Origin of the sequence: Protofrankia symbiont of Coriaria ruscifolia (assembly GCF_900634745.1) — a bacterium.
In the GTDB taxonomy this organism is placed as follows: Bacteria; Actinomycetota; Actinomycetes; order Frankiales; family Frankiaceae; genus Protofrankia; species Protofrankia californiensis.
Window position 1 is genome coordinate 14997 of the sequence record NZ_CAAAFR010000039.1, and the last position, 25901, is coordinate 40897.

General features: G+C 67.5%; 21 protein-coding genes and 2 pseudogenes. 9 read left to right on the top strand and 14 right to left on the bottom strand.

What is annotated here, in order from left to right:
• Nucleotides 1-39: 39 nt before the first annotated feature.
• From shc to CV1CTNOD_RS05615, 3 genes are all read left to right on the top strand, one after another.
• A complete protein-coding gene (gene shc / locus CV1CTNOD_RS05605; protein ID WP_131785100.1) occupies nt 40-1992 on the top strand; it encodes a squalene--hopene cyclase in 1953 nt (650 codons plus the stop codon).
• Nucleotides 1989-3890, top strand: coding sequence for a 4-hydroxy-3-methylbut-2-enyl diphosphate reductase (gene ispH, locus CV1CTNOD_RS05610; RefSeq protein ID WP_431607073.1), 1902 nt, complete (start codon nt 1989-1991; stop codon nt 3888-3890). Before shc ends, ispH begins: the two co-directional genes overlap by 4 nt.
• 176 nt (nt 3891-4066) lie before the next feature.
• On the top strand, nt 4067-6400 hold the full coding sequence (locus CV1CTNOD_RS05615) for a hypothetical protein (protein ID WP_242606396.1): 2334 nt from the start codon (nt 4067-4069) through the stop codon (nt 6398-6400).
• Nucleotides 6401-6565: 165 nt separating this feature from the next.
• Here CV1CTNOD_RS05615 and CV1CTNOD_RS05620 read toward each other — a convergent pair whose 3' ends face one another.
• Both CV1CTNOD_RS05620 and CV1CTNOD_RS05625 read right to left on the bottom strand, forming a co-directional pair.
• Nucleotides 6566-7303, bottom strand: a complete 738-nt coding sequence (locus CV1CTNOD_RS05620; protein WP_242606400.1) for an FkbM family methyltransferase — start codon at nt 7301-7303, stop codon at nt 6566-6568.
• A 290-nt stretch (nt 7304-7593) separates the two neighbouring features.
• A complete protein-coding gene (locus tag CV1CTNOD_RS05625; protein ID WP_165485328.1) occupies nt 7594-10065 on the bottom strand; it encodes a protein kinase domain-containing protein in 2472 nt (823 codons plus the stop codon).
• Nucleotides 10066-10966: 901 nt separating this feature from the next.
• On the opposite strand from CV1CTNOD_RS05625, the gene hpnH reads away from it, so the two are divergent.
• Entirely contained in the window at nt 10967-11971 is a 1005-nt protein-coding gene (gene hpnH, locus CV1CTNOD_RS05630; RefSeq protein WP_131769673.1) for an adenosyl-hopene transferase HpnH, read from the top strand.
• A 287-nt stretch (nt 11972-12258) separates the two neighbouring features.
• Here the strand turns inward: hpnH and CV1CTNOD_RS05635 are convergent, their stop codons facing one another.
• The 3 genes from CV1CTNOD_RS05635 to ureG form a co-directional block, all read right to left on the bottom strand.
• On the bottom strand, nt 12259-12882 hold the full coding sequence (locus tag CV1CTNOD_RS05635; RefSeq protein ID WP_131785105.1) for a TetR/AcrR family transcriptional regulator: 624 nt from the start codon (nt 12880-12882) through the stop codon (nt 12259-12261).
• Between the two features lie 324 nt (nt 12883-13206).
• A complete protein-coding gene (locus CV1CTNOD_RS05640; protein ID WP_242606397.1) occupies nt 13207-14232 on the bottom strand; it encodes an urease accessory protein UreD in 1026 nt (341 codons plus the stop codon).
• Nucleotides 14233-14357: 125 nt separating this feature from the next.
• Nucleotides 14358-15080, bottom strand: coding sequence for an urease accessory protein UreG (gene ureG, locus CV1CTNOD_RS05645; RefSeq protein WP_131785107.1), 723 nt, complete (start codon nt 15078-15080; stop codon nt 14358-14360).
• A gap of 254 nt (nt 15081-15334) precedes the next feature.
• Between ureG and CV1CTNOD_RS05650 the strand changes: the two genes are divergently transcribed.
• The 4 genes from CV1CTNOD_RS05650 (at nt 15335) to CV1CTNOD_RS05665 (ending at nt 19116) form a co-directional block, all read left to right on the top strand.
• Nucleotides 15335-16849 (top strand): WXG100 family type VII secretion target, encoded by a 1515-nt coding sequence (locus tag CV1CTNOD_RS05650; RefSeq protein WP_207386211.1) that lies wholly within the window; start codon nt 15335-15337, stop codon nt 16847-16849.
• A gap of 179 nt (nt 16850-17028) precedes the next feature.
• Complete coding sequence (locus CV1CTNOD_RS05655) at nt 17029-17310, top strand: hypothetical protein (RefSeq protein ID WP_131785109.1); 282 nt, start codon at nt 17029-17031, stop codon at nt 17308-17310.
• A 210-nt stretch (nt 17311-17520) separates the two neighbouring features.
• A complete protein-coding gene (locus CV1CTNOD_RS05660; protein ID WP_131785111.1) occupies nt 17521-17751 on the top strand; it encodes a hypothetical protein in 231 nt (76 codons plus the stop codon).
• A 420-nt stretch (nt 17752-18171) separates the two neighbouring features.
• Nucleotides 18172-19116 carry a hypothetical protein gene (locus tag CV1CTNOD_RS05665; RefSeq protein WP_207386212.1) on the top strand — a complete coding sequence of 315 codons (945 nt, stop codon included), beginning with the start codon at nt 18172-18174 and terminating at the stop codon, nt 19114-19116.
• 72 nt (nt 19117-19188) lie between these two features.
• On the opposite strand, the gene CV1CTNOD_RS05670 is transcribed toward CV1CTNOD_RS05665, so the two are convergent.
• Nucleotides 19189-19590 (bottom strand): type II toxin-antitoxin system VapC family toxin, encoded by a 402-nt coding sequence (locus tag CV1CTNOD_RS05670; RefSeq protein WP_207386213.1) that lies wholly within the window; start codon nt 19588-19590, stop codon nt 19189-19191.
• Between the two features lie 2 nt (nt 19591-19592).
• Nucleotides 19593-19847 carry a hypothetical protein gene (locus CV1CTNOD_RS05675; RefSeq protein ID WP_242606401.1) on the bottom strand — a complete coding sequence of 85 codons (255 nt, stop codon included), beginning with the start codon at nt 19845-19847 and terminating at the stop codon, nt 19593-19595.
• A gap of 382 nt (nt 19848-20229) precedes the next feature.
• Here CV1CTNOD_RS05675 and CV1CTNOD_RS05680 point away from each other — a divergent pair, with 382 nt between their 5' ends.
• On the top strand, nt 20230-20529 hold the full coding sequence (locus tag CV1CTNOD_RS05680; protein WP_242606398.1) for a toll/interleukin-1 receptor domain-containing protein: 300 nt from the start codon (nt 20230-20232) through the stop codon (nt 20527-20529).
• A gap of 103 nt (nt 20530-20632) precedes the next feature.
• Here the strand turns inward: CV1CTNOD_RS05680 and CV1CTNOD_RS05685 are convergent.
• From CV1CTNOD_RS05685 to CV1CTNOD_RS05710, 7 genes and pseudogenes are all read right to left on the bottom strand, one after another.
• Nucleotides 20633-21031, bottom strand: a pseudogene (locus CV1CTNOD_RS05685) (transposase family protein); the annotation flags it as partial.
• A gap of 342 nt (nt 21032-21373) precedes the next feature.
• Entirely contained in the window at nt 21374-21664 is a 291-nt protein-coding gene (locus tag CV1CTNOD_RS05690) for a hypothetical protein (RefSeq protein WP_131785116.1), read from the bottom strand.
• Between the two features lie 69 nt (nt 21665-21733).
• Nucleotides 21734-21925 carry a hypothetical protein gene (locus tag CV1CTNOD_RS05695; protein ID WP_131785118.1) on the bottom strand — a complete coding sequence of 64 codons (192 nt, stop codon included), beginning with the start codon at nt 21923-21925 and terminating at the stop codon, nt 21734-21736.
• 267 nt (nt 21926-22192) lie between these two features.
• Complete coding sequence (locus CV1CTNOD_RS05700) at nt 22193-22918, bottom strand: urease accessory protein UreF (RefSeq protein WP_131785119.1); 726 nt, start codon at nt 22916-22918, stop codon at nt 22193-22195.
• A 265-nt stretch (nt 22919-23183) separates the two neighbouring features.
• A complete protein-coding gene (locus CV1CTNOD_RS05705; RefSeq protein ID WP_207386214.1) occupies nt 23184-24914 on the bottom strand; it encodes an urease subunit alpha in 1731 nt (576 codons plus the stop codon).
• 123 nt (nt 24915-25037) lie between these two features.
• Nucleotides 25038-25349: pseudogene (locus CV1CTNOD_RS25445) on the bottom strand (urease subunit beta); the annotation flags it as partial.
• Between the two features lie 48 nt (nt 25350-25397).
• The gene (locus CV1CTNOD_RS05710) at nt 25398-25700 is read right to left on the bottom strand and encodes an urease subunit gamma (RefSeq protein WP_131785120.1); all 303 of its coding nucleotides are present in this window, start codon (nt 25698-25700) and stop codon (nt 25398-25400) included.
• Nucleotides 25701-25901 lie beyond the last annotated feature (201 nt).

Sequence of the window (25901 nt, forward strand, 5' to 3'; positions counted from 1 at the left end):
CGTACCGCACCGGGACCCACATGTGGACGGGAGCCGCCGATGAGTTCGACCACCGACTATGAAGTCTCCCGCGAAATCTTCTTCGACACGGTGGCGGCAGCCGCCGTCCGGGCCCGAGACCACCTGCTGGGGCTGCAGTCCGACCAGGGCTGGTGGAAGGGCGAGCTCGAGACCAACGTCACCATGGACGCCGAGGACCTCATGCTCCGGCAGTTCCTCGGCATCCTCACGCCTGAGGTAGCCGAGGAGACCGCCCGCTGGATCCGTTCGCAGCAGAGCGAAAACGGCACCTGGGCCACCTTTTACGGTGGCCCGCCCGACCTGAACACCACCCTCGAGGCGTATGTGGCGCTGCGCCTTGCCGGTGACAGCCCGGACGCGCCGCATATGCAGGCCGCCTCCGGCTTCGTCCGGGCCAACGGCGGTCTTGCCAGCACCCGGGTCTTCACCCGGATCTGGCTGGCGCTGTTCGGCGAGTGGTCCTGGGACGACCTGCCGGTGATGCCGCCCGAGCTCATGCTGCTGCCGTCGTGGTTCCCGCTCAACCCGTATGACTTCGCCTGCTGGGCCCGGCAGTCGATCGTGCCGCTGACGATCGTCGGGACGCTGCGGCCGAAGCGTTCCCTCGGTTTCGGGATCGACGAACTCAAGGTCGAGACCCCACCGAAGCCACCGGCGCCGTTGCGCTCCTGGGCGGGCGCGTTCGAGCGCCTGGACTGGCTGCTGCACCGTTACGAGCGCCGCCCGCTGAAGCTGATCCGCCGGCACGCGATGCGCCGGGCTGCCGAATGGATAGTCGCCCGTCAGGAGGCCGACGGCTGCTGGGGCGGTATCCAGCCGCCGTGGGTGTATTCGATCATGGCGTTGACCCTGCTGGGCTACCCCATGAATCATCCGGTGGTCGTTGCCGGTCTTCGGGGGCTGGAACGGTACACGATCCGCGAGTGGACGCCCGCGGGGATGGTCCGCCGGCTGGAGGCGTGCCAGTCCCCGGTGTGGGACACCGCCCTCGCCGTCGTCGCCCTGCGGGACTCCGGTCTGGCCGCCGATCATCCGGCCATGGTGCGGGCAGCCAGGTGGCTCGCGGACGAGGAGGTCACCGCAGCCGGTGACTGGGCGGTGAAACGCCCGGCGCTGGCTCCCGGCGGTTGGGCGTTCGAGTTCGACAACGACCTCTACCCGGACGTCGACGATACCGCCGAGGTGGTGCTTGCTATCCACCGCATACTCGACCCGCAGCGCGCGTCGGGCGGGTTCGACGAGGTCGAACCGCAGCTCGCGGCCCGGCTGCGCACCGCCGAACGCCGCGGGATCGACTGGAGCATCGGGATGCGCTCCGCCAACGGGGCATGGGGGGCCTTCGACGCAGACAACACCCGGACGCTCCCCACGAAGCTGCCCTTCTGCGACTTTGGCGAGGTGATCGACCCGCCGTCCGCCGACGTCACCGCGCACATCGTGGAAATGCTCGCCGAGGTCGGTCAGGCCGACAACCCCGTCACCGAGCAGGCGGTCCGGTGGTTGCTGGACAACCAGGAGCCGGGCGGGTCGTGGTTCGGCCGTTGGGGGGTCAACCACGTCTACGGCACCGGCGCGGTCGTCCCGGCCCTGATCGTCGCCGGTGTCCCAGCCGACCATCCGTCGATCATCCGGGCGATCCGCTGGCTGGTCGAGCACCAAAGACCCGACGGCGCGTGGGGCGAGGACCTGCGTTCCTACACCGACGACGCATGGATCGGCCAGGGCGAGGCGACCGCGTCGCAGACGGCGTGGGCGCTGCTGGCGCTGCTCGCCGCCGACCCGGCATCTCCCGCCGTCGAGCGTGGGGTGCGCTGGCTGGTCGACACGCAGCGTCCGGACGGGACCTGGGACGAGCCCTACTACACTGGCACCGGCTTCCCCGGTGATTTTTCGATCAACTACCATCTGTACCGGCTGGTCTTCCCGCTGACCGCGCTCGGCCGGTACCTGAGCGGCAGGTCCGCGTCATGACTTTCTCGGCACCGGACACATCAAGGACGTCGGTTCCCGCCGAAGCCTCCACGGCGCCGACACGAGTAGCGGCGGCACCAACCGCACCGGCACCAACCACGCCGGCACCAGCACCGGCTGTACCGGCACCCGCGATATCGGCCGCACCGGCACCGGCCGTGCCATCTGCACAGGTTCCACTACCAACGGTAGCGGCATCAGTGGTACCGGCAGCGGATGCGCTGGCACAGACCTCCGCGGTGCCGGCCTCCGAAGCGTCCCCGGTATCCCCGGAGCCCCCGGTGGAGGTTGCCCCGGCCGACATCCCCCCACCCGGGGCGGCTGGGGCGGCCGGGGCCCGCGGCGCATCCGCGCCGGAGCGCCCTGCCCCCCTCCGGCGGCGTCCGCGCCTGGTCGTCGCCGCACCGCTGCGGTTGGAGGCGTGGGCCGCGGCCCGCTCGGGCCTGCCTGCGGGCACGATCCTCATCCGCACGGGTATGGGGCCGGAGCACGCCAGCCGGTCCACCCGCATCATCCGGGAGGCGCGGGCCGACGCGGTCGCCCTGGTCGGTCTCGGTGGCGGTCTCGGCCCGGGGGTGAAACCCGGGGACGTGGTGGTGGCTGATGAGGTGCGCACCGCCGACGGTTCGGTCAGCGCTCGCTGCCTGTCCGCGCCCCTGCTCGCCGGTGAGCTGCGGCGGGCGGGACTGACCGTGCACGTCGGCCCGGTCGTGTCGGTGCCGCGGCTCGCGGTCGGCACTGCGCGCACGGAGCTCGCGGCCACCGGCGCGATCGCCGTCGACATGGAGTCGGCGCAGGTCGCTCCGGGCGCGAACGGAGTGCCGTTGGCCATCATCCGCGTCATCGTCGACACGGCTGAGCAGCCGTTGGGACGTCTCGATCTGGCCCGCCGTGGAATCGCCGGGCTGCGGACGATGACGACCTTCGGGCCGGTGCTCGAACGGTGGGCGATGGCGGTCGGGCCGCGCCAGGTGCTGCTCGCCGAACCACGGGCCTTCTGCGCCGGGGTCGAACGGGCGATCGAGGTGGTCGAGCGTGCCCTGGAGATATACGGCGCGCCCGTCTACGTCCGCAAGCAGATCGTCCACAACAGCCACGTGGTTTCTGATCTTGCCAGCCGCGGTGCCGTTTTCGTCGAGGAACTGGACGAGGTACCCGCCGGGGCGACCGTGGTCTTCTCCGCGCACGGGGTTGCTCCCGCCGTGTGGGAGCAGGCGGGCGACCGCAGCCTGTCGGTGATCGACGCGACCTGTCCGCTGGTGGAGAAGGTGCACGCTGAGGCCCGCCGGTTCACCGCGCGGGGGGACACTGTCCTGCTCATCGGGCATTCCGGGCACGAGGAGGTGGACGGAACCCTCGGCGAGGCCCCTGGGAAGATCAAGTTGGTGGAGTCGCCTGGCGACGTCGCCCACCTGGAGGTCGACGACCCGGAGCGGGTGACCTACCTGATGCAGACGACGCTCGCCGTGGACGAGGCGGAGGAGGTGGTCGACGCGCTGCGCGACCGGTTCCCGGCCGTGATCGGGCCCGGGTCGGCGGACATCTGTTACGCGACGTCGAACCGACAGAACGCGATCCGGCGGGTGGCCATCGAGGCTGACGTGGTTCTGGTCGTCGGGTCGCAGAACAGCGCCAACTCGCGCCGGCTCGTCGACGTGACCGAACGCGAGGGCGTGCCTGCCTACCTCGTCGGGGACGTCGGCGAGGTGGACATGCGCTGGCTGGCCGGCGCCGACACCGTCGGCATCTCCGCGGGCGCGTCGGCGCCTCCCACTCTGGTCGATGAACTGACCCAGGCGTTGTCGGGCCTGGGCCCGACAACGGTCGGGGTGCGTTCGGTGGGAGCCGAGACGATCTCCTTCCACCTCCCCAAGGAGCTGCGCCGCCCGGCGAAATGAGGGCAGTGCGCTGATCCCCAGTACACCGATTCCCCGGCTGGTGGCCTGGTCGGGGAATCGGTGTTTCTATGTGACGATATGACTCAAGGTAATTGGTAGATTGCATTCAATTACTCAACGTTATATTCTCCGGTCTTTGGCACGGCCCCGTGAGTATGCGGTGAAAAGCACAGGGTGTGACCCCTGCTACGGTCCACTGGATGCGCCAGACATCGACCAGCGGGGTTCTCACGGACCCACCGTCGGTGTGCCGCGATATCGACTCTCTCGAGGCCTTGGTCGACGTCGGGACGGTCACCGGCCGGAGCGACCTCGGTTCGCCCCGGCGGGGCTTGCGCCGATGGCGGGCCCTGAGCCGATGGCAGGGTCCAGTACGCTGGCGGAGCCCGGGGGACCGGTGGCGCCGGCCGTCTCGAGCCGGCCTTGTGCTCTTCGTCCTTGCCGCGCTGTCTTTCACGCTGAGCCTGGTGCTGCAGACCACGCTGTTCCGTCATGGTTCAGGTGATGCGGACGAGGCCGCCTATGTCATGCAGGCCAGGATGCTGCTGCATGGGCAGCTCACCCTCGACCAGAACCTGGTGGAGCCGTTCTTTCGCCCCTGGTTGACAGGTGTCCACAACGGGCGGGTCTTCACCAAGTATCTGCCCGGCTGGCCGGCGATGCTGGCCGCGTCCCAACTGCTGTTCGGGACGATGATCGTTGCTCCGGCGCTGGTGGCCGCAGCCTGGGCGGTCGGGGTGTACCGCCTTGCCCGTGAGCTGTTCGACGACGTGGCCACCGCGCTCGTCTCCGCCGCGTTCCTCGTGTTCTCACCGCTGGTGGTCGTGCACACGGCGCTGCCGATGGCGTACGCGTTCACCGCGGCAGCCCTGACGATCGCGATCGCCGAGGTGGCGCGCGGCACCCGCACGGGCGCGCGTTGGTCACTGGTGGCCGGTGGTGTGGCGCTCGGCCTCGCGGCGACGGCCCGGCCGTTCGACGCCGTGCTGGTGACGCTGGTCTGCGCCCTCGTCGTCGCGGGACGTTTTGTCACCGGCCGGCTTCCCACCGGCCGGCTTCCCACCGGCCGGCTTCCTACCGGTGCGCTCTCCGCCGGTGTGCTCCCTGCCGGTTTGCTACCCACCAGCCGCCGACGGCGTCCGTCACCGCGCGCCCTGCTGCGCCACACCGCGTGGATCGGGCTCGGAGCCCTGCCGTTCGCCGTGGTCGTGGCGGCCTTCTGCCGGCACGTGACCGGATCGATGCGGACCCTGCCGCTGGCGGCCTCCGACCCGCTGGACCGTTTCGGTTTCGGTGAGCGCCGGATCCTGCCGTCCGAACCGCCGTTCGCCTTCACCCGCCATCTTGCCGTGGAGGCGTGGCAGGAGACCGTTGCCGCCGCTCCCGGCTGGCTCTTCGGCGGAAGGGCGCTGATCGTTCTTGCGGTGCTCGGCCTGCTGGTGGCAGAACACCGCCGCGCACGGCTCCTGCTCGCCGCCAACGTGCTTCTGGTCTTCGCCGCGTATTTCTTCTGGTGGGGCAGTGCCATGGCCATGCCGAGCCTTCGGGACGGCCTCGGCCCGCATTACCACATGGTGGCACTGACGCCCGTTGTCATCCTTGCCGGCTCCGGGGCCTGCTGGCTGTGGCGGCGCCTGCCTGGCCGGTTTTTCGCGCGACCGGCCCGCGGCCCGGTGGCGGGTGTCTGCCTGCTGGCGCTGGCGGCGGTGACCGCGCTCGCCGTCCCCGGCAAGGTCAACGTCCAGCGGTATGTGAACGCGGTCGACAAGCACGTGCTCGATCTCGTCCCCAACGACCTCGGCGGGCCGGCGGTCGTGATCGTCACTCCGCCGACTCCGAGCCGGTACACCCAGGTTCCCTACCACTTCCTGCGCAACAGTCCGGACCTGTTGGACGAGGTGCTGTACGCCGCGGACGTCGGCGCGGCCACTGTGGGGCTTGCCGAGCAGATGCCGGGACGCCGGCTGTACCGGCTGCGTCCGGACGAGCGGATCGCGGCGGACGAGCCCGGGAGCCTGCGAGGTTCGTTCGTCGAGCTGCGCACGGTCGAGGGCGAAACGATCGACGTCCGGGTTTCGGCGGTCGTCCCCGCCAACAGGCCCTATGCGTCGGTCTACCTGCGCCTCGGTGACCGGAGGGAAACCCGCCCGCTCACCGGCACGGCTGGTATCGACGCGACACGCACGGTGACCTGGAAGCTGGACGGGCGATCCGGCGCCGGCCTGCTCGCATCCGGGGTGAGCCCTCCTGCGTCCGAGGCGCATCCGCCCGCGGAACTGGTCGTGGGGCTGGTCGCGGGCACCACGTCCGACCTGGCGCGGGCATTGCGGTGGGAGGAACGGATTCCCCTGCGGCAGCGATCTGACGGTTCCCTGGTGCTGTTGGCCCCGGGCCAGGGCTTCCGGCAGGTGCCGGAACTCTACGGGGACGCATGGGTGCAGGCCACAGTGACCGGCACGCTCGGCGTCGCCGTAGAGTCGGCGTCACTCTCGAACCGGGCGGATCGATAATTTTTATATCAGTTCATCTTATATCGGTTTATCTTTGTGTGAGTTCGGCGTGCGGGGAGGAGGTCCACCGTGGCAGCCGGCTACCGCCGGACAGCCCGTTGGATCGCGGTCCGAATCACGGTTCTTTGTGAACGAATCACCGGGAATGCCGGCTTTCAACTGCTGTCAGGAGATCGGTAGGAACAGGATTGTATTGGTATACCGGCACCCGCTTCCGGTTACGACTGCCCGAAGATAGCCCTGGCGAGCGATCGGTGCCATTACCCGCTGGTGGGCGACCAGATCGAAACCGGCCAGTGAGCGCATCCTCCCGCGGTCGAGAAACCAACCCTGGTAGTTCCAGCTCCGCAGCAGCTCCAATGCCATGGCTGCCGGGCTCCGGTCATCCTCGATCTCGACAATGAGGTTCGGGCGCCAGCGCCGGATAATTTCTTCCGCACCCCGCAATGCCGCGAGTTCGTGCCCTTCCACGTCGATTTTCACGAGGCCGACGTTGTCGACGTCGAGGCTGTCGAGACGGATCGTCTCGACCTTCACGGAACGACCGCCGCCCTGGAGGCTCAGAGAGGCGCGACCTTCGGTGCCCCGACCACCCGGCGGAAGCCACAGCTCGGCGAAGCCTTCCCCGTCGGACGCCGCCTTCGGCACCACCGTGACGTTCGGCCGGCAGGTACGGGCGACGAAGGCTGCCAGCTCAGGGTTTGGTTCCACCGTCACGACGCGGCCGGCGTGCCGCGACATCCAGTGGGTCCACGGGCCGTACCAGGCCCCGACGTCCAGTGCGGTCTGGTGAGGTGCGACGAACGCACCGACCCGGCGCAGTATCGGTTCAAATCGGCGATGAGCCATGGCGATCGCGGTTGCGAACACCCGGTCGGGGGCTAGTTCGGCGAGCAAGCTCACGACAGCCAAGGATGATTCTCTTTTCATGTTGGAGGCGCTGCCTCAAAGCCGCCGGAATTGTCCGACGAAAACAGCTCCCGCGTATTTTGGATAGCTCGCAGCGCTATCGCCGAGGAATGTTGGGAACTGCTACCGGAGAGCAGACCTCGACGTACGCCTTCGACATGAACGCAGTATGCCCGCGCTCGACTCGGATAAGAGTGACCGGGGAGCGGGTCTGTGCCCCGACAGCATTCCGCGTGGGCGACTCCGTGCGGGCGCCGGTATCCCGTGGGGCGTCGGCGACCGGGTCAGATCAGGTGCGGTTGCTCGTAGTACAGCTCCTGGATAACGGACAGGTCGAACAGCTGCCCGGCGGTCAGGGGAGCCGTGCTCGTGGACAGCAGCCGGACATTGGCCTCGATCAGCGCGTCGGTCATGGTGAACAGGCCGTCCCTGCGTGTTTCCGCGGTCTGGACGAGGACGTTCAACGCCCTGTTCTTCTCCGTCTGTTCGGTGGCGTCGAGCCCGAGCGACTTCGCGTAGACGTCCGTGGTGAGATGAGCCCCGAGCATGGGGTCGGCCAGGTTCTGCTTCCAGCCGCGGATCTCGGCCGTGAGGAAGGCCTTGATTCTCTTCCGCACGGCGGTGACAGCGTCGGTGGTCACGACGTACGCGTTGGAGACCAGCGGGTATCCGTGATCCGCGATCAGGAATGTCGAGAAACCGACACCCTGACGGGTGAGGGCCACCGGGGCGTCGGAGACGGAGGACAGCGCTGCGTCGACCTGCCGCTGCGCGAGAGCCTGCGCGACTATCTGCACATGATCGGGTACGATTACTCGTTGCACCGCTGTCTCGGGAACTCCCGCGGCGGCCAGGAACGACGTCCAGACAGCTGCGCTGCCCGCTGTCGTCGCGATCCGCATGCCGATCATCTCCTGTGGCGTCCTGATCGGCTTGTCCGCCAGGGAGACGATCGCCCAGGGGGACTTCTGCCGCTGCGTGCCGATGATCCGCAGCCGCGCGCCGGCCATGATCTTCCGGGCGACGACCTCCGGAGCGGTCACACCCACAAACGCCGCGCCTGAGGCCACCAAGGCCGTCACGGTGGGGGTGTGCGACCCGCTGCCGCGAAACCGCGTGGACGTGAAGCCGGCCTCGCGGTAGTAGCCGCGGTGGTCGGCGACGAGGGAACCGGCGAACTCGACGCCGGGCGCTGCCGGAAGCCCGAGCGTGAGCGGAGCCGATGCTGGTCCGGACCCGGCCGTCCCCGGGTGGGCGGGCCGCCGGATCCGCCGCACCGCCCACACGGCTGTCCCGGCGCCCATCCCCAGGCCCGCCGTGGCGACGCCGGCGAACAGCAGGTCCCGGCGGGAGGGCCGCCGACCTCCCGGATGCCTCGTTCCGGCGGGCCCGGGAACAGCCCGTGTCGAGTTCGGGTCGATCCACACGGGCTGTTCGATGGTGGCCGGGTCGACATCGGCCTCCGGCTGTGTCCTGCGCAGCCGTGGTGTGTCCTGCGCAGCGTTGCGTGCTGCGTCTCGCGATGTGTTCCGTGCCGCGTTCCGTGTGGTGTCGGGGGCCGGCACCTCGATGCCGACCGTGTCGAGCTCGTCGGAGTCCAGCCTGTCAGTGTCGTCCCTGCCCCTGGACACGCGGGTGCTGCTCAGGCCGTTGGCGCTGTCCGGGTCGTAACGGCCGGAACGGTCGTGCTGGGTGTGCTGGGTGTGCTGGGTGTGGTCGTGGTGGGTGTGGTCGTGGTGGGTGTGGTCGTGCTGGATGCGATCGTGATGAGTGTGCTCGCGGTCATCGAATCGCAGCTGGTCGGTTACTATGGAGAACATGGTCGGGGCTTCGTAGAAGGTGCTCGTGGTCGGCCAGGCGTTGGTCGTCGGCGAGGCGTTCACGGTCGGCCAGGTGTTCGGGGTTGCCGGCGGGCCCGGCTCCGGAGCGCGCAGAAGAGCCTGCAGCTGCCGGCGGATCCGCTCCGCCGGTGGGCGGGCGGACGGCTCCTTGGCCAGGATCGGGCTGAGCGCCGTGTAGGTCCGGGTAGCCTGCACCGGCGTGGTCGGCCCTTCGTAGACGACGGCGTGCATGGTGGCGAAGGTGGTGCCCCGTCCGAACGGGGAGACGCCCTGCGCGGCGTGGAGAAGGGTGGTTGCCAGCGAGAACAGGTCACTGGCGGGTCCGCCTTCACCTCCGCGGATGCGTTCGGGAGCCATATAGGCGGGTGTGCCGATCAGACCGCCCGCGGCGGTGATCCGGTGATCGGTCTCGTAGGCTGCGATCCCGAAGTCCGTGAGCCGGACGGTCCCGTCAGCGGTGATCAGAACGTTTGAAGGTTTGACGTCCCGGTGCAGAACACCTTTGCGGTGACCGTGCGCCAGCGCGTCCAGAAGCGCGATGCCTATCCGGGCCACTTCCCGCTCGTCCAGCGCGCCGTCGTGCGCGATCATTGTTGCCAGCGAGCATCCCGAGACCAGGTCCATGACGATCCACTGCGCACCGTGGTCCTCGACCAGGTCGTGCACGGTGACCACATGGGGGTGGACGCCTAGCCTTGCGGCGTTGCGTGCTTCGCGGTGGGCACGTTCGATCAGCAGTTCGCGGTCATGGATCGAGACGTGGTCGGGGATACGGATCTCTTTCAGAGCGCGTTCGACACCGCTGCCGGTGTCGAACGCGCGCCAGACCGTCCCCATCCCCCCCGAGCCGAGCCGTTCGACGAGCCGAAACCGCCCGCCGACCAGATGCGTGACCGTGCGCCCGCCCGGTGTCATACGCCCGCCTTCACCTTCACCCTGCAACACGTGCCCAACCCCATGTGACCTCCGCGCCGATGTCCTACTGCTTTTTGCCGATGTTAGGCGCCGCGGCCGACAGCCTTTGACCGGCGGGTTCGCCGACCCGCTGGTCGGGTCTCCACACAACCTCTGGTGGGAATACGATGAGCCGGCGATACGGGCCGCATGTCGCTGATTTGAGGAACCGCGGGCTCCGCCATAATGGTATGCGTCACGCCATGGGAACCCTGTGACTGAGATAACTTGTTTTTTGCGCTCAGGTGACTGCTTCGGTCGAGATCCGGTGGATTCGCAATCCTCCGACAAGCGTGCCGGGCCGTTGGTCGAGCCGGCACCCGAGCCGGCACCTGATGCGATGAAGGGGCGGCGCATCCGCTCCTGGTGAATTCCCGAGCTGCCATGTTCACGGGTGACCATGTTCATGCTCCGCTCATAGGTGACAATATTCACGTTTCGCTCATAGGTGACCATATTCACGTTCCGGTGTGGGGGCGGGTCCCGGGACCTGGCGCGTCGCGGCCACAGGACCGTCCCTGCGATGTCCTTGGACGTGGTTGCCCCAGCCCGGTGGCCTACCGCCGGCTGTGGGCTGTCGGACCTGTCGCGGGTGTACCGTTCGACCCTTTGTGATCATGGTCCGTGGGATGTCGGATGCACGACAGGTGACCCGTCAGGTTTCCGACGCAACATCATGATTATCCCGCTGACCTGCGGCGACAGGTGCCACTGGTACTGGAGAACGGGCGGTCCGCTCGAGGCGGACAGTGGCCGATCCGACGTTCGCGATGGACATACAAGCTGTACGTACACCCTGTATGTTCTTGTGATGGAACGGCCGTACGGCCGTACGACGTCGACGCCGAAGGGCGGTATTGCCGTGGCGGTGGAGTGGCGCTACTCGATGCGGATCGGGATGTACCTGGCCAAGCAGAAGGTGCTGCGTCGCAAGCACTTCCCGCTTGTTCTTGAGCTTGAGCCCCTGTTTGCGTGCAATCTGTCATGCACCGGTTGCGGCAAGATCCAGCATCCGGCGTCCGTTCTCAAGCAGCGGATGAGCGTCGAGGACGCCATGGCCGCGGTGGAGGAGTGCGGCGCGCCGGTGGTGGCGATCGCCGGTGGTGAGCCGCTGATGCACCCGCAGCTCGACGAGATCGTCCGTCAGCTCATTGCCCGCAAGAAGTTTGTCCTGCTGTGCACCAACGGACTGTTGCTTCGGAAGAAGATGGCGAAGTTCACACCGTCGCCGTACTTCACCTTCATCGTCCACATCGACGGGCTGCGTGAGCGGCACGACGCGGTGGTGGAGAAGACCGGTACCTTCGACGAGGCGATCGAGGCGATCGCCGCGGCCAAGGCCGCGGGCTTCCGGGTGGGCACCAACTCCACCTTCTTCAACAACGACAGCCCGCAGGACGTGATCGACGTGCTGTCCTATCTCAACGACGAGGTGAAGGTCGACCAGATCCAGCTCTCGCCCGCCTACGCCTACGAGAAGGCGCCCGACCAGGAGCACTTCCTCGGCGTCTCGCAGACCCGCGAGCTGTTCTCCAAGGTCTTCTCCGACGGACGGCGCGCCAAGTGGCGGCTCAACCACTCGCCGGTGTTCCTGGACTTCCTGGAGGGCAAGCGCGATCTTTCCTGCACCGCGTGGGGCATCCCGAGCTATTCGCTCTTCGGCTGGCAGAAGCCCTGCTACCTGATGAGCGACGGCTACGTCTCCTCCTACAAGGAGCTGGTCGAGACCACTGACTGGGACGCCTACGGCCGGGGCAAGGACCCTCGCTGTGCGAACTGCATGGCGCACTGCGGCTACGAGACCTCCGCGGTGCTCGCAACCACGTCCTCGCTGAAGGAGTCCCTGCGCGCCATGCGCAGCATCTAAAGGGCCAAAGGCGGCGCGATCATGTTTTTCTCGCGCTGCCGGAGGCCTAAGTCCTCGGATCGCTGACACGTAATCGTCGGCCGGCAGACAATTACCTGCCGGCGGACAATCGTCGTACGGAATGCAATTCGACAGATTCCGCAAACCTGAACACAATTCTTGGCGAGAGCCGGCCATGTCGACCGTGGCCGGCTCTCTGCTGTGCGCCGACCCGAGAACGGCGATCCGAGAACGGCGATCCGAGAACGGCGATCCGAGGACAGCGGTGAGGAGTCGGGGAGAGACACCTATCGGACGCTGTTCTTCGCCTCCAGACCGATCAGCAGGCGGTCGAGAACCTCGCCCGCCTCCCGGCGGGCCTGCGCGGGATCACCGGCCCGGCCGATCAGCAGGCTCGCCTCGGACAGGACGGCCGCCAGCACCCGGGTGAGAGGCGCGATGGGCAGCGGGTCGATCCGGCCCTCCTCGACAGCCCTGTCCAGCCATTCGGCGAGCAATCGGTAGCCGTAACGCTCGACCAGGACGTCCCACGCGTCGTGCCCGAGCACGGCCGGTCCGTCAACCAGCACGATGCGCTGGAAGTCACTGTCGGTGCAGATGTCCAGGAAGGACTGGAACCCGGTGCGCAGCTGTTCCCAGGCGTCTGTGGCCGGTTCGTCCGTGGCACGCTTGAGTTCCGTGGTCACGAGCTGTTCGGCGACCTCGAGCGCGACCTGTTCCATGACCGCGCCGAACAGATCGGCTTTGTCGCGGAAGTGGTGGTAAAGAGCGCCGCGGGTCACCTGCGCGTCGGCTACGATCTCCTCGGTACCCGTGGCGGCGTAACCCTGGGTGCCGAACCGCAGCCGTGCGGCGGCCAGGAGAGCCTGCCGGGTGGCGGCTGGATGCTCGTTGCCCCCGACCCTGGTCATTCGTCGATTATGTTGCACTCAGTCCTCTAATGAGCGGGTTCAGCCGTGGGAATGTTCATCACTGCACTAGCGGGTCCGTCAAATGCTCTTGATCATATAACGCTATCGGTCTGAGGCACCACGGCGAGGCCACGCCCGGTACTCCTCCAGGATGTGCCCACGCTCGCACATGTGCTGGACTCGCACGATCGCTCCACAGCCGACATACACGGCGAGGGCTGGTGGACCGTCCAGACCATCCCGGCCGGCGAAACAACGGTCCTCTCTGCTTTTCCTGGTCGAGGGTGCTACCTCAAGCTCGTAGCGCGGGCCGTCCGTCCGGCCTCACCTGTCTGCGGGAGGCGGGTTTGGCGGTCTGTTTCGGGTGAACACGGCTGTCGCTCCGGCGTCCAGGAAACGTCGGAGCGTGACCGTGCCCGGCGCCAGCGCACTGACGAGGACACCTGGTCCAGCCAGGGGGAGCACGGCGAACGTGTCGATGCCGGTCGTGCCGGTCGTGCCGGTCGTGCCGGTCGTGCCGGTCGTGCCGGCGGACAGGCCCAGCCCGTCCGGCCCAGGTCCGGCGATCAGCAGCGAGCCGACCGCACGGGCGTCGCCGAGGATCGCCGGTCCGTCGATGCCCGGGGTCGCCGGATCCAGGTGCAGAGTCTGCCGGAGCAGCGGCCGGACGGTTCGACCAGCGCCGATGTCCTTCCCGATGTCGTCCTTGGCGTTGTTTTCGACGTTGCCCCCGACGTCGACGCGCAGGGTGGACGAGATCGAGCCGGGCGGTTCACCGAAGCGCCCGAGAACGATCTCCTCCCGCCACAGCAGGCGGGCGTCCGCCGCGAGCCTGATCGTCGCCCGCATCCGGTGCCGGCATCCGCGGGCGGCCACAGTCGGTTCGGGCAGGTACTCCAGCGCGCCGCCCGGCCCGACCTCGGCATGGACGTCGAACAGCGAAGGTTCCTCGCCGTGCCCGGGCAGCGCAACCGTCGCGGCCGTCGAGCGCAGCACCAGCCGGACCCCGGCGCCGACCGTGATGTCGAGTCGCAGCCGGTCACCGGCAAGCGGCCCGGCCGCGGCGTTCACCAGATGCACGGTGACGGTCGGTAGCCCGTCGTCCGATTCCAGCCGGACACCGGTGCGGCGCAGGACCAGCGGTACCTCGGACCTCAGCTCACTGACCCGGACCCCACCGTCGCGGACCCCGCCGCTGATCCCGCTATTGCTGATCCCGCTGCCGCGGACTCCGCTGCCGTCCGCGGCAGGTTCGATCCGCACGGCCGCGTGCGCGCTGATCGACGTCCGGCCGATGCGTGCCGGCGGACGACCCGTACCGGCGCAGACCATCCCGGCAACTGTTTCCATCTCCTCTTTCCCCTCGTCCAGGACGCCGTAGTCGTCCGTGCCGGCCTCGTCTGGGCCGATCGGGTTCAGGGCGATCGGGTTCAGATCGGCCGGGTGCGGGCTGATCGGGTGCGGGCTGGCCGGGTTCAGGACGGCCGACTCGGGGCGGCGACCTCGGCAGCCAGATGGTCCGGACGCTGCGAAAGGACGCGTTGCGAAAGGACCGAAAGGACCCAGTCGGACACCTCGGCCGCCCCCGCTTCCGCCGCCAGCGAAGTGAACAGCACCGGACGGCCGCGGCGGACCCGTTCGGCGTCCCGAGCCATGACGCCGAGATCCGCACCGACGAGCGGCGCGAGGTCGGTCTTGTTGATGACGAGAAGGTCGCTGTTGGTGACTCCTGGGCCACCCTTACGGGGCACCTTGTCACCGCCGGCCACGTCGATGACGAATATCTGCCGGTCGACGAGGCCGTAGCTGAAGGTCGCGGTCAGGTTGTCACCGCCGCTTTCGACGAGGATCAGGTCGAGCGGGCCGACGTCCGACTCCAGGTCCTCGACGGCGTCCAGGTTCGCGGCGATGTCGTCCCGGATAGCGGTGTGCGGGCAGCATCCCGTCTCGACCGCGCGGATGCGTGCCGGGTCGAGTACGCCGGCCGCGCGCAGGAAGTCGGCGTCCTCAGTGGTGTAGATGTCGTTGGTCACGACCGCGAGCCGCAGGGTGCCGGCGAGAGTCCGGCACAACGCCGCGACCAGCGCTGTCTTGCCGCTGCCTACCGGCCCGCCGACACCGATGCGGATCGCCCGATCGTCCGGGCGCGTCCGCGACTCCGCTGCTTCCGGCGTCCACGGCTCCGCTGCTTGCGGCATTCGGGGTTCCGCAGTCTGAGGCGTCCGTGGTTCCGCCGCTTCAGGAGTTTGCAGCTCCGTTGTCTTCGGCGTCCGTGGTTGCGCCGCTTCAGGCAGCCGCCCGGTGCCGGCAACCCGGGTTGGACCGCCGCCCGCCGCGGGGAACATCTGAAGGTCATGCTCGCGGTGCATCCGTACACCTTCCCGAACTTCTCCTGGCCCCGCACCCGCACTCGGAGATGCATGGCCTAATGGTCACCCTCTGCGCTAGGATCATGCCGTGCGCCATAATTGTCCTCTTTGCGTGGGCGCTGTCTTTTATAGGGACACAGCCCGGTCTGATCCCATCCGCTCGGGTGGTTCCGGTCCCCTGGTCGCAGGCTTGTCCGGGGAACCGGCCCACCGACTGGGCAGTTCTGGACCTGGACGCGGACCCCACACCGGGTGACCCGTTCTCGGTACGACAGCTGGCGCGCAGGTTTCTCGAATTCGCCGCGGACGTCGAGTACGCCCGCGGTCAGGTGGCGTCCCTGGGTACCGGTGGCGTCGTCGAGTCGTGGCTGGGGGACGCGGGGGATGCTTTCCGGGAGGAGATCGCGGAGTTCCCCGGTCAGCTGCAGAAACTGGAAACCTCCTACCGGATGGTCGGCGATGCGCTGACCGCCTATGAGCCGATTCTGGCCGCGGCGCAGGTACAGGCCGACCGGGCGTTGGCCCAGGGCCGCGACGCCCGTTTCCGGCGGGCCAGTATGCAGAATCTCCTCGGCCCCGCACAGGCCGTGTTGACCGCGGACGTGGCGGTCCTTGCCGATCTTGCTTCGGCGTCCTCCACCTACACCACGGATGTTCCCCCGCCGCCCGACCCGGCGCAGATGGCACAGGCCATCCGGAACCGGGACGCGGCACAGGCAAGGCTCGACCAGGCGCGAAACGCCGTCCGGGACGGGCAGGACGAGCTGGACGCGGCCCGCCGGCTCGCGTTGTCCGCGAAAGCGATGCGTGAGGACGCCGCCAAGGTCTGCGTGCGGACGATCCGTGACGCCTCCGACGCCGGGATCAGGAACAAGCCGTGGTATTCGTGGGAGAAGGTCAAGGAGACCGCGGGGAAGGTGTGGACGGCATCCGTCCAGGTCGCGAAAATCACCGTCGCGGTCCTGGGCGTGGTCGCTCTGATTATCGGTGGCCCGGCGGCCTGGGTTGTTTTCGCCGCCGCTGTCGTCGTCCTCGCCGACACCCTGGTGAAGTACGGCAGGGGGCAGGCGTCCCCGTGGGACGTCGCATTTGCCTTGCTCGGCTCCGTTCCCGGCACAAAAGGTCTGACGACGGTCGGTGGGCTGGCCCGGGGGATACGCGGTGGCAGCCGGGCGGTCGCCGGTATTCGGGGTGTCGCCGACGCCGGAAAGCTGTTGCTGGGCGGGGCCCGGACGCTTGTTCACGGCGGTCAGGAGATGGCAGTCGGCGCGGTTGCCGCGGGCCGGCGGCGGCTGGCTGCGGCATCCGCCGCTGTTCGCTGTTCGGTGGCTGATCCTGCTGGGGTATTACGCGCTGCCAGGTCCGATATTGCGGCCGCCGGGGTTACCGTCCGCACCGCCGCCGTCCGTTTTCCCGAAAGCGCCGCACTGCACTCCACGAGCCGGATGGCCGGGGAAGCGGGAAGCGATGCGGAAACAACGACAACTCCACCAACCCGGACGATACCTCCCCGAACGGTCCCCACCCGATATCCCCTGACAAACCCAGCGGTGACTTTGGCGGGGTCGCTCATAGCAATCAAGCGGACGACACCATAATCACATTCGACGACCTGGAAACGGCTGGATCGCAGGTGGATCCGACTCCTCGTGAATCCGGCAGCTTCTACGGAGAGCCTGCGTCAGAGACAACATCCTTATTCAACCCCGCGACTGGCGCTTCTTCGCTTACTCCTGGCCCTCTCGGTGATTCTTTTCAGCCAGGTGTGCACGGAGTCATGGGGGATGTCAGACAAAAGGAGATTGATATCGCTCGTGTGCTTGCTGACGAAGGAGCAGACGTGCGTTTTCGCCCCGCAGATCATAGTATGCAAAATCAACAGAACCCCGACATCATCGTCCGTCGTGATCCCGGCGATCCCGGTCTCATGACAGAGCTCAAGACTCTTGAAAGCTCGAGCAAGAATGCGGTTCAGAGAAATATTCTTAAGGCAGGAAAGCAGGCTGGCGGCGATGGTGGGGCGATAATTGATGGCCGTCAGGTGGGGTTGAGCGCATAGGGTGCGTACGAGGGAATCAAGAAGGCGTGGGGGGCAGGCTGTGAACGGTCCAAAGTCCGATGTTTTCGGGGACGTCGCCACCCGATCCTTTCCTGCACAAGTGCGTATTTTTCTCGGAGACGGATCGAGTATGATGGTCCAGAAGGTTGACGGTGGACTTTTGATTACCAAGCCAGATGGCTCCGCAGAGATTCGTGGAGGTTGAGGGCGATGTCTGACATCAATCAGATATTTTTCAAGTTTGATCTCGATCTTTTTGGGGTGGCTGTCAGAATTGCCGATAGCATGGGTTTTGATGTTACCCGTTTCGAGGACGGTGTCTCGGTGCGCAGAAAGGGCTATCGAGGCTTGGAGGGATCCATTGGTGGTGCGGTTCTGCTGAACGATGTCTCTGTCCCCGAGCCCCGAGCCCCGGGATCCGGAAGATCGGATGGTCTATGACGGCTATCCATGCTACTGGGAGATCTGGATTTCGAGGCCGGGAAGTCGAGATCAACAACAGACTTTGGCGAGGTTTATATTCGAGGAGTTTCTCGAAAAATTTCAGTGGCCATGCCTCTTGACAAGTAATACCGATCTCATTCTGGCTAGATGGTCGCCGGAGGGGGGCTCGAGGATTTCCCGCCGGGTACATCTGTCGATCTTGATGGAGTTGCAATCTGGGGTGCAGGGCAGGCCTAGCTTTGGCCTGCTGGTGATGGAGGTCCGGTGCGGTCGTTCCGGTGACCGCCTCCTGCCGTGAATCGATATGACGTCGGTTCACGGGCAAACCGGGACCGCAGTATGTACGATGTGATTACTGCAATCGAACCGGGGACGGTCATGCGAAGCATTCGACGCACGAGTCTGGTGGGCGCGTCCGTGGGGTGGGGGGTCTTGGCGGTTGTCGCCGCCATCGCGTTCATCGTCGATGCCGGCTCCGACCACACGGATGCTTCGGTCGGGCGAGCGGTTCCGCCGAACTCTTCCCTGGCAACGAGCTCCGCGTCGAAACCACCGCTGATGACGCTCGCTGAGTATCAGACCGTGTTGACCAGCGTCGAGCAGGCTGTACGCCCCGCCATGGACCGGGTCATCGCGGCAACCACTCTCGCAGAGATCGACTCCGCACGCATCGATCTCGCCGCGATACTGCAGAAGCAGTGGGACTACCTGCAGACGATCACACCGCCCTATCAGGCTCGTGAGCAGCACCGTGGCCTGGAGAGCACTGTCTTCGTCTGGGACAGGCTGCAGAAGAACATCTCTTCGGCGAACGTGACGAAGTCAAATTCCTGTGGCCTCGAGGCAGCACAGCAAACGCAACTGTACGAGGCCAAGCAGGACGTCTACCGGGCGGTGAAGTCCAGTTCCTACAAGGCGGCCATGGAAGGTCTTGCCGGGCTCAATCTGAAGTTCGGTGAGCTGATGTTACCCGCGGAGCCCGTGGCTCCCCCGGTCACCGATCGCCGCGCGGCCAACGGCGAGATCATCCAGCGAACCGGACGGCGAGGATCCGGACGCCTGCGGATCAACAATGGCGGCGTCTCCGACGTCGCCGTCTCGGTGGCCAACGGAAACCCGTCGAATCCCCAGGTCACTATTTACGTGCGGGGCAGTTCCAGCGCCACGATAACCGGGATCACCGGCACCTACTGGGTCTATTTCAAATCCGGCAGTGATTGGGACGCCGCACGACACGGATTCACCCGCGACTGCTCCTTCGAGAAATTCGACCTTCCGTTCGACCAGGCGTCGGACTGGGAGATCAGCCTCGAGGAGACGCCCGCCGGCAACGCCACGACCAGCACGGTCCCTCCATTCTAGAACCGCAGCCGGCAACGTTCCCGTCGTAAGCCTCTCGCTGGTTGTCGTCACGACAGCGTCAGGAGAGGCAGATCAGGGCAGCAACGTGAATACGCGATTGGCTTTCACAACGGTGAAATGCCGCCGGTCGACGGTTGCGACTTCATCGACACCGAGTCGTTCGGTGCAGGCGATCACCGAGGAGTCGACCGTACCGAGCGGAAGGTTGCGGTATCGGTTGACCAGATCGGCGATACGTAGCCCGTCGGTCGCGTGGACTGGCTCAACGTCGAATGCTCCCGAGGCCATATCCGCCAGGAAACGGAGTTCTGCGGACAGGCCGAGACGGCTACTGAGCAAGTAGACGACTTCGGTCACGACAAGAATAGGAACGATCAGTGGACCTGAATGCGTTTCCAGTAGCTCTGCGCAAGCTTCATGATGTTGATCGTCGGCGTCGACATAGGCATATAGTGGTCCTGCGTCGACGACCAAGGCTATGGCGTCACCTCGCTGCGCAGGATTTCCTCAATACGCTCGGATATGTCGTGTCGTCCGCTGCGGCCCGCGGCCCGGGCGCCCAGTACACGCAGACCGGCCGGCATCTCCCCGCTGCGCTCGAGAAGTTCCGCGAGACCGGCCGGGACGATCGCGGCCAGCCGCTGGCCCCGGTCGGTCAGGTACACAACCTGCCCCGACACAGCAGTGTCGCGGGCCACCTGGGTCAGCTGTTCGCCCTCGGGAAGCGGCATCTCAGTCACACCAACATCGTAACCGCATCTGGCATCGACGGCACGGACGTTCGAACACCGGCCGACACCACGCTCCGCGTCAGCTGAACAGCGACAAACCATCCTTGTGCTGCGGTTATGGCTGTGTCAGCGCGTCGACGACTCCCGGACCTGATCAAAATATGTTGTGTGAGCTGAGAGCAAGCGATGATCGGCCATGGGAAACCCCGGCCGGAGCAGTGCGCACACATCACCCAGGCGATGTTGACGTGAGGATCGACTTCTTTGGAAATCCGCCGGTCATCCAGAGCCTGCTCCAGGGGACCGGTTTGGCTGCACGGAGGCTGGTGAAGGCTGTACCGGTATGGTCCGGTGCGGTGGGTCGTGGTGGGACACTTCCAGGGTGACCGGCGGGGGTGGTACGGACGGCAACCTGGACTTCTTCGTGTCCTACACCGGGGTGGATCGGCCGTGGGCGGAGTGGATCGCCTGGACGCTGGAAGCCGCCGGCTACCGGACACTGATCCAGACATGGGATTTCGGCCCGGGGTCGGGGTTCGTGGAGGCGATGCACCAGGCGGCGCAGTCGTCGCCCCGGACGGTGGCGGTGTGCCCGGGTTCAGGCCAGGCCCGCCCAATCCGACTGACGACCGCTCCACCTGCGCCTGCAGTTGATCTGTACTCGTCGAGTCGGGTGTTATAAACTGTGCCGGATGTAGGGGCCGGCTGGGCTTATTGGTACCTCCAGTATTTGGTACACAGAGCTTTTTCCATCTTGGTTTTTCCCGGCCTTCGTTCTCCAATACGAACATGGCCTGAGCGAATGAGCCGACATTACGGGGGCAGCCGCGGAACCGGTCGAAGATGTGCCAGTTCTTCAGCGTCGCGAAACTACGCTCGCCGTTGGCTCTGATCTTCGCCTGGTCACGGTTGGCATCCTGGTAGCGGTCGGGTAGGTCGCGGCCCTTGTACGGAGCGAGCAGCAGGTCGGTTTCGTCGCCGACGTAGCCCTTGTCGACGGACAGGTACAGGCCGGCGCGGCTGATGAGTCCGAAGACGTTGTGGTGGCGGGCGGCGGTGATGTCGTGGGTGGCGCAGGGGAGCCCGTCGGAGATCCAGATGAGCCGGCCGTCGGGACCGGTCAGCCCCTGGAGGTTGACCCCGTGGTGCTTGTGTTTGCCCGAGTAGTAGAGTCGGTTGCGCACGCGGATGCGGTCCCTATCTGCGCACGACGATGCGATCGAGGATCGCGAAGTTGTTGTGGGTTCAGGCGAGCATCCACAGCGCCGCGGTCAGGCTCCGGCCGGCCTTGGCGAGCAGCGTGACGGCCTCGCGGACGTAGCGGTGCGCGGTGCTACCCCCTCGAAGCCTTCGGTGAGCTGTTCGTAGGTGGCGCCGTTGTGCGGGTACGCCAGCACGAGCAGGGCCTGGTCACGGGCGCCAGAGCGAAACCACCGCTGACACCTGCTGAATATCAGACCGTGTTGACCAGCGTCGACAAAAGTCTTCCGCCGCAGACCCCGCGACGACAGACGTGCGCAGGGTTACTACCGCTCGAAGATGTCGTGGGTGCCGACGCGGAGCCAGATGATGTGTGGGCCGGGCTTGCCGGGGACCGGGTCGCTGTACATCCATAGCGCCCGGCCGTCGGGCGCCCATGTCAGCTCCCAGACGCCCGGCTTCTTCCTGAAGGGCTTTGTGCGGAGCCGGGGATCCTTGCGGCTCTCACGTAGGGCCTGGACGAACAGCCGACGCGCCCGGTCGAACGCGGCACGCTCCGCAGGACTCAGCCGCGAGTACTCCGCGAGGAACCTCGCGACGGCGTCGAAGGTCGGCATGCGCACACGATAGGCGACCTGAACAACTGTTCGATGCCGACTCGCTCGTCCGCGGATATGTGGATGCGGTCAGCTGGCCCGAGGGTGCGGGTGTGCGGCCAGTGAGGCGAGGAGGGCGTCGAACTCGTCCTCGCCGTAGCAGCGGATGAACCGGCCCGCGGCGTAGTCTTCGAGCGCCTCATCAATGGCCTGCTCGGTCTCGGGATCCGCGTCGATCTCCTCGGCGTCGGCGAGGGTCGGTGGCAGCTCGGACTCATCCATACCGGACTCCTCCTGCCTCAATCCGACCAAGTCCTGCCTCAATCCGACCAAGCTTACGACCAAACGGTACCGCAGGTTGATGCAATCTGATGTGTGGAGGTGAGCAGAGACGCCATCAGTTCTCATGATCGTCATGACAGCTGCTCCCACCACCGCCCGAGCCGCACGATAGCGGCCCGTGGGACGGTTCGGAGATCATTTTGGTGCACCGTAGGCCCGCGCGGCGGCGATCGGGAAGTTGTTTGGACGCTGACCGTGTCGACCGGGTCAGGAGGCGAACATGCGGATTTCGGCGGTGTGGTGGCGTTCGGCGAGGAGTTCCAGGCGGGGTGCGGTGGTCGCGGGGAGGCCCGCTGGTGGGCGGTTCGACAGGGCGGTCGCCTCGGCGGCGGTGTGCTCCACATCGGTCGACAGGCGGGCGAGGACGGCGGTGACCGCCAGCGGGTCCAGGGCGAGCAGGCGGGTCGCGGCCGAGGCGGGGCCGCTGATCGCGCCGTAGGCGACGGCCAGCGCGACGTCGGCGGGGGAGAGGCCGGAGTGTGCGGCGACCAGGCCGAACGCGACCGGATGGTGCGGCGCAGGGATCGGGCAGGACACGCCCGGCCAGGCGGCGCGGCCCGCGCGCAGCAACGCCCGGCCCTGCGCGCGGCTCGCGGAACGTTGCGCCGGTGACGGCGTCCGCGCGTCCAACTCGGCGTCCAGATCGGCGATCACCCCGGTCGGTGTCGCGACGGTCTCGGCGGCGACGATTTTGGCCGGGACGCTCCCACCCGGGTGAGACCGGCGGGACGATCGGCAGGTGGCCGCGGCGAAGGTGGCGGCTACCAGGCCGGCTGTGGCTAGCCGGCCGCGCAGGAAGCGTTCGAGATCGGCGAGATCGGTGACGCTGCCGTCGACGGTCGCGGCCTCGATCCCGCCGGAGTGCGCATGACCGCCCGCCGGCAACCGGCCGTCCGCCAGTAACAGCAACGCCGCCCGGCTCGGGTCCACCATCAGGCATCCTCCCAACGGCCAGCAGACAACAGTCAACAGCCCCACGGAGGTGACCATCACATTCCCGCGGCGCGTTCACATTCCCGCGGTGCGTTCCGCGGGGCACGAACCGTCCGCACCGACCGGACGAAGGACAGCGGGCCGGCGTCTACCGGACGGTGGTCGTCGAGCCGCTGGCCGGGGCGGACGGTGCGCCACGGCGTGGGCGTCGTCGGGACGCCTGCGGTCGGGACTGACGCCCGGCAGGACTTCAGCGCCGAGGGGGTCAGAACAGGAAGTAGCGCTGGGCCATGGGGAGTTCGGTTATGGGGGCAGGTTCGACGGCGTCGCCGTCGATGGTCACGGTGAACGTCTCGGGGTCGACCTGGATGTCGGGGGTCGCGGTGTTCTCCGGCAGGTCCGCTTTGCCTCGGCGGCGCACGTCCGCGACCGCGACCATCGGTTTGGCCAGGCCGAGCCGTCCCGGCAGACCGGCGTCGAGGGCCGCGGGGGCAACGAACGACAGCGACGACGCCGCGGCCGGGCCTGCTGCCGCGCCCCACATCGGGCGCGGCAGTACCGGCTGGGGGGTGGGGATGGACGCGTTCGCGTCGCCCATCGCCGCCCATGCCACGAACCCGCCCTTGATGACGACAGCCGGCCGGACGCCGAAGAACGCCGGGTCGTAGAGCACCAGGTCGGCGAGCTTGCCCGGCTCCACCGAGCCGATCTCGGCGTCCAGGCCGTGCGCGACGGCCGGGCAGATCGTGTACTTGGCGACGTACCGGCGGGCGCGGGCGTTGTCGGCGCGGGCGTCCCCGGGCAGTGGGCCACGCCTGGCCTTCATCACGTGCGCGGTCTGCCAGGTGCGCAGCACGACCTCGCCGATGCGTCCCATGGCCTGTGAGTCCGAACCGATCATCGAGATGGCGCCGAGGTCGTGCAGGACGTCCTCGGCGGCGATCGTGGACGGCCGGATCCGGCTCTCGGCGAAGGCCAGGTCCTCGGGCACGCTCGGGTTCAGATGGTGGCAGACCATGAGCATGTCGAGGTGTTCGTCGAGGGTGTTGACGGTGTGTGGGCGGGTCGGGTTCGTGGAGCTCGGCAGGACGTTCGCCGCCGCGGCCACGGTGATGATGTCCGGGGCGTGCCCGCCGCCGGCACCCTCGGTATGGTAGGCGTGGATGGCCCGGCCGGCGATCGCGGCCAGGGTGTCCTCGACGAAACCGGCTTCGTTGAGGGTGTCGGAGTGCAGCGCGACCTGCACCCCGGAGGCGTCCGCGACCCGCAGGCACGCGTCGATCGCCGCCGGTGTCGAACCCCAGTCCTCGTGCAGCTTGAAGCCGGCGGCGCCGCCGCGCAGCTGCTCCCACAGGGCGTCCTCACCCACGGTGTTGCCCTTGCCGAGCAGGACGACGTTGACCGGCAGCGCGTCCATCGCCGACAGCATCCGGGCGAGGTTCCACGGGCCGGGGGTGACGGTCGTGGCCTTGGTGCCCTCGGCGGGCCCGGTCCCGCCGCCGATCAGCGTGGTGATGCCGGCGCCGAGGGCCTCGGGGACCTGCTGCGGGCAGATCAGGTGGACGTGGCAGTCCACCGCCCCCGCGGTGAGGATCTTCCCGTTGCCGGCGAGGATCTCCGTGCCCGGTCCGATGACCAGGTCGGGATGGACGCCGTCCATGATGTCGGGGTTGCCGGCCTTGCCGAGCGCGACGATCCGCCCGTCCCGGATACCGACGTCGGCCTTGACGACCCCCCAGTGGTCGAGGATCACCGCCCCGGTGATGACGAGGTCCGGGGCACCCTCGGCGCGCGACGTCCGGGCCTGCCCCATGGACTCCCGGATCACCTTGCCGCCGCCGAACACCGCCTCGTCGCCGGTGCCGGCACCGGCGGGTCCGCGGCTGTGGTCCTCGGTGACCTCGATGAACAGGTCGGTGTCGGCGAGGCGGATGCGGTCACCGACGGTCGGCCCGTACAGGTCGGCGTAACGGGACCGGTCGAGGTACCTGCTCACGGGGCGCGCCCCGCGCCGGCCCGGCGGGCCGGGAGCACCGTCCGAAGCGCCGTTCGTAGTGCCGTCAGCAGTGCCGTCAGGCATGCCGGCCGGAGTCTCGTCAGGAGCGCAGTCCAGGGGACCGGCCCACTCGGTGCGCAGGCCGGGCACCACCCGCAGGCCCGCCAGCGGGACGAGGTCCACCTCGCGTTCGACGCCGGGTTCGAACCGGACGGCGGTGCCGGCGGGAACGGCCAGCCGGTGCCCCCACGCGGCGTCCCGGTCGAATTCCAGGGCCGGATTGGCGGCGGCGAAGTGGTAGTGCGACCCGACCTGCACCGGACGGTCACCGACGTTACGCACACGCAACGTCAGCGCCGGTCGTCCTGGGTTGATCTCCACCGGGTCGCCGTCGTGGCGGATCTCGCCTGGCCGGATGCCGGCGGCTTCGCTCACGGTATCTGCTCACTCACGGTATCTGCTCGCTCATGGGCTCGGCTCTGCTCACGGGATCGGCTCGTGGACGGTGACCAGCTTGGTGCCGTCCGGGAAGGTCGCCTCGACCTGCACCTCGCCGAGCATCTCGGGGACGCCGTCCATGACGTCCTCGCGGGTGAGCACGGTCCGTCCGGCTGCCATCAGATCGGCGACGGTACGGCCGTCCCGGGCGCCTTCGAGCAGGAAGGACGTGATGACGGCGGTCGCTTCGGGGTGGTTGAGCCGCAGGCCGCGGGCCCGCCGCTCGCGGGCGAGCCCGGCCGCCACATGGATGAGCAGCCGTTCCTGTTCGTGCGGACTCAGCAGCACGGTGGCGAAGTCTAGCGGTCGCGGCCACGGGTGCGTCCACCCGCCGGCGACCCGGAGAGTTTGGGCCTTCGGCGTCGCGAAAAAAACATGATCGCTTCGCCTTTGGCACCATGCATGCCAGCAGGCACATGCCCGGTGGGTCTGCCCTGAGCGCGCCCGGTACAGTCCGGATGCGTCCGGGCAGCCGGTACAGCCCGTATG

Bases quoted from the DNA above. Each gene is read 5' to 3' on its own strand.
- CV1CTNOD_RS05695 (WP_131785118.1), bottom strand. From the start codon at position 21,925: ATGGATGAGTCCGAGCTGCCACCGACCCTCGCCGACGCCGAGGAGATC.
- CV1CTNOD_RS05640 (WP_242606397.1), bottom strand. From the start codon at position 14,232: ATGGAAACAGTTGCCGGGATGGTCTGCGCCGGTACGGGTCGTCCGCCG.
- CV1CTNOD_RS05635 (WP_131785105.1), bottom strand. From the start codon at position 12,882: ATGACCAGGGTCGGGGGCAACGAGCATCCAGCCGCCACCCGGCAGGCT.
- CV1CTNOD_RS05655 (WP_131785109.1), top strand. From the start codon at position 17,029: ATGGGGGATGTCAGACAAAAGGAGATTGATATCGCTCGTGTGCTTGCT.
- ispH (WP_431607073.1), top strand. From the start codon at position 1,989: ATGACTTTCTCGGCACCGGACACATCAAGGACGTCGGTTCCCGCCGAA.
- shc (WP_131785100.1), top strand. From the start codon at position 40: ATGAGTTCGACCACCGACTATGAAGTCTCCCGCGAAATCTTCTTCGAC.
- CV1CTNOD_RS05650 (WP_207386211.1), top strand. From the start codon at position 15,335: ATGCCGTGCGCCATAATTGTCCTCTTTGCGTGGGCGCTGTCTTTTATA.
- CV1CTNOD_RS05660 (WP_131785111.1), top strand. From the start codon at position 17,521: ATGTCTGACATCAATCAGATATTTTTCAAGTTTGATCTCGATCTTTTT.
- ureG (WP_131785107.1), bottom strand. From the start codon at position 15,080: ATGCCGCAAGCAGCGGAGCCGTGGACGCCGGAAGCAGCGGAGTCGCGG.
- CV1CTNOD_RS05625 (WP_165485328.1), bottom strand. From the start codon at position 10,065: ATGACACCGGGCGGGCGCACGGTCACGCATCTGGTCGGCGGGCGGTTT.
- CV1CTNOD_RS05690 (WP_131785116.1), bottom strand. From the start codon at position 21,664: ATGCCGACCTTCGACGCCGTCGCGAGGTTCCTCGCGGAGTACTCGCGG.
- CV1CTNOD_RS05700 (WP_131785119.1), bottom strand. From the start codon at position 22,918: ATGGTGGACCCGAGCCGGGCGGCGTTGCTGTTACTGGCGGACGGCCGG.
- CV1CTNOD_RS05675 (WP_242606401.1), bottom strand. From the start codon at position 19,847: ATGCCGCTTCCCGAGGGCGAACAGCTGACCCAGGTGGCCCGCGACACT.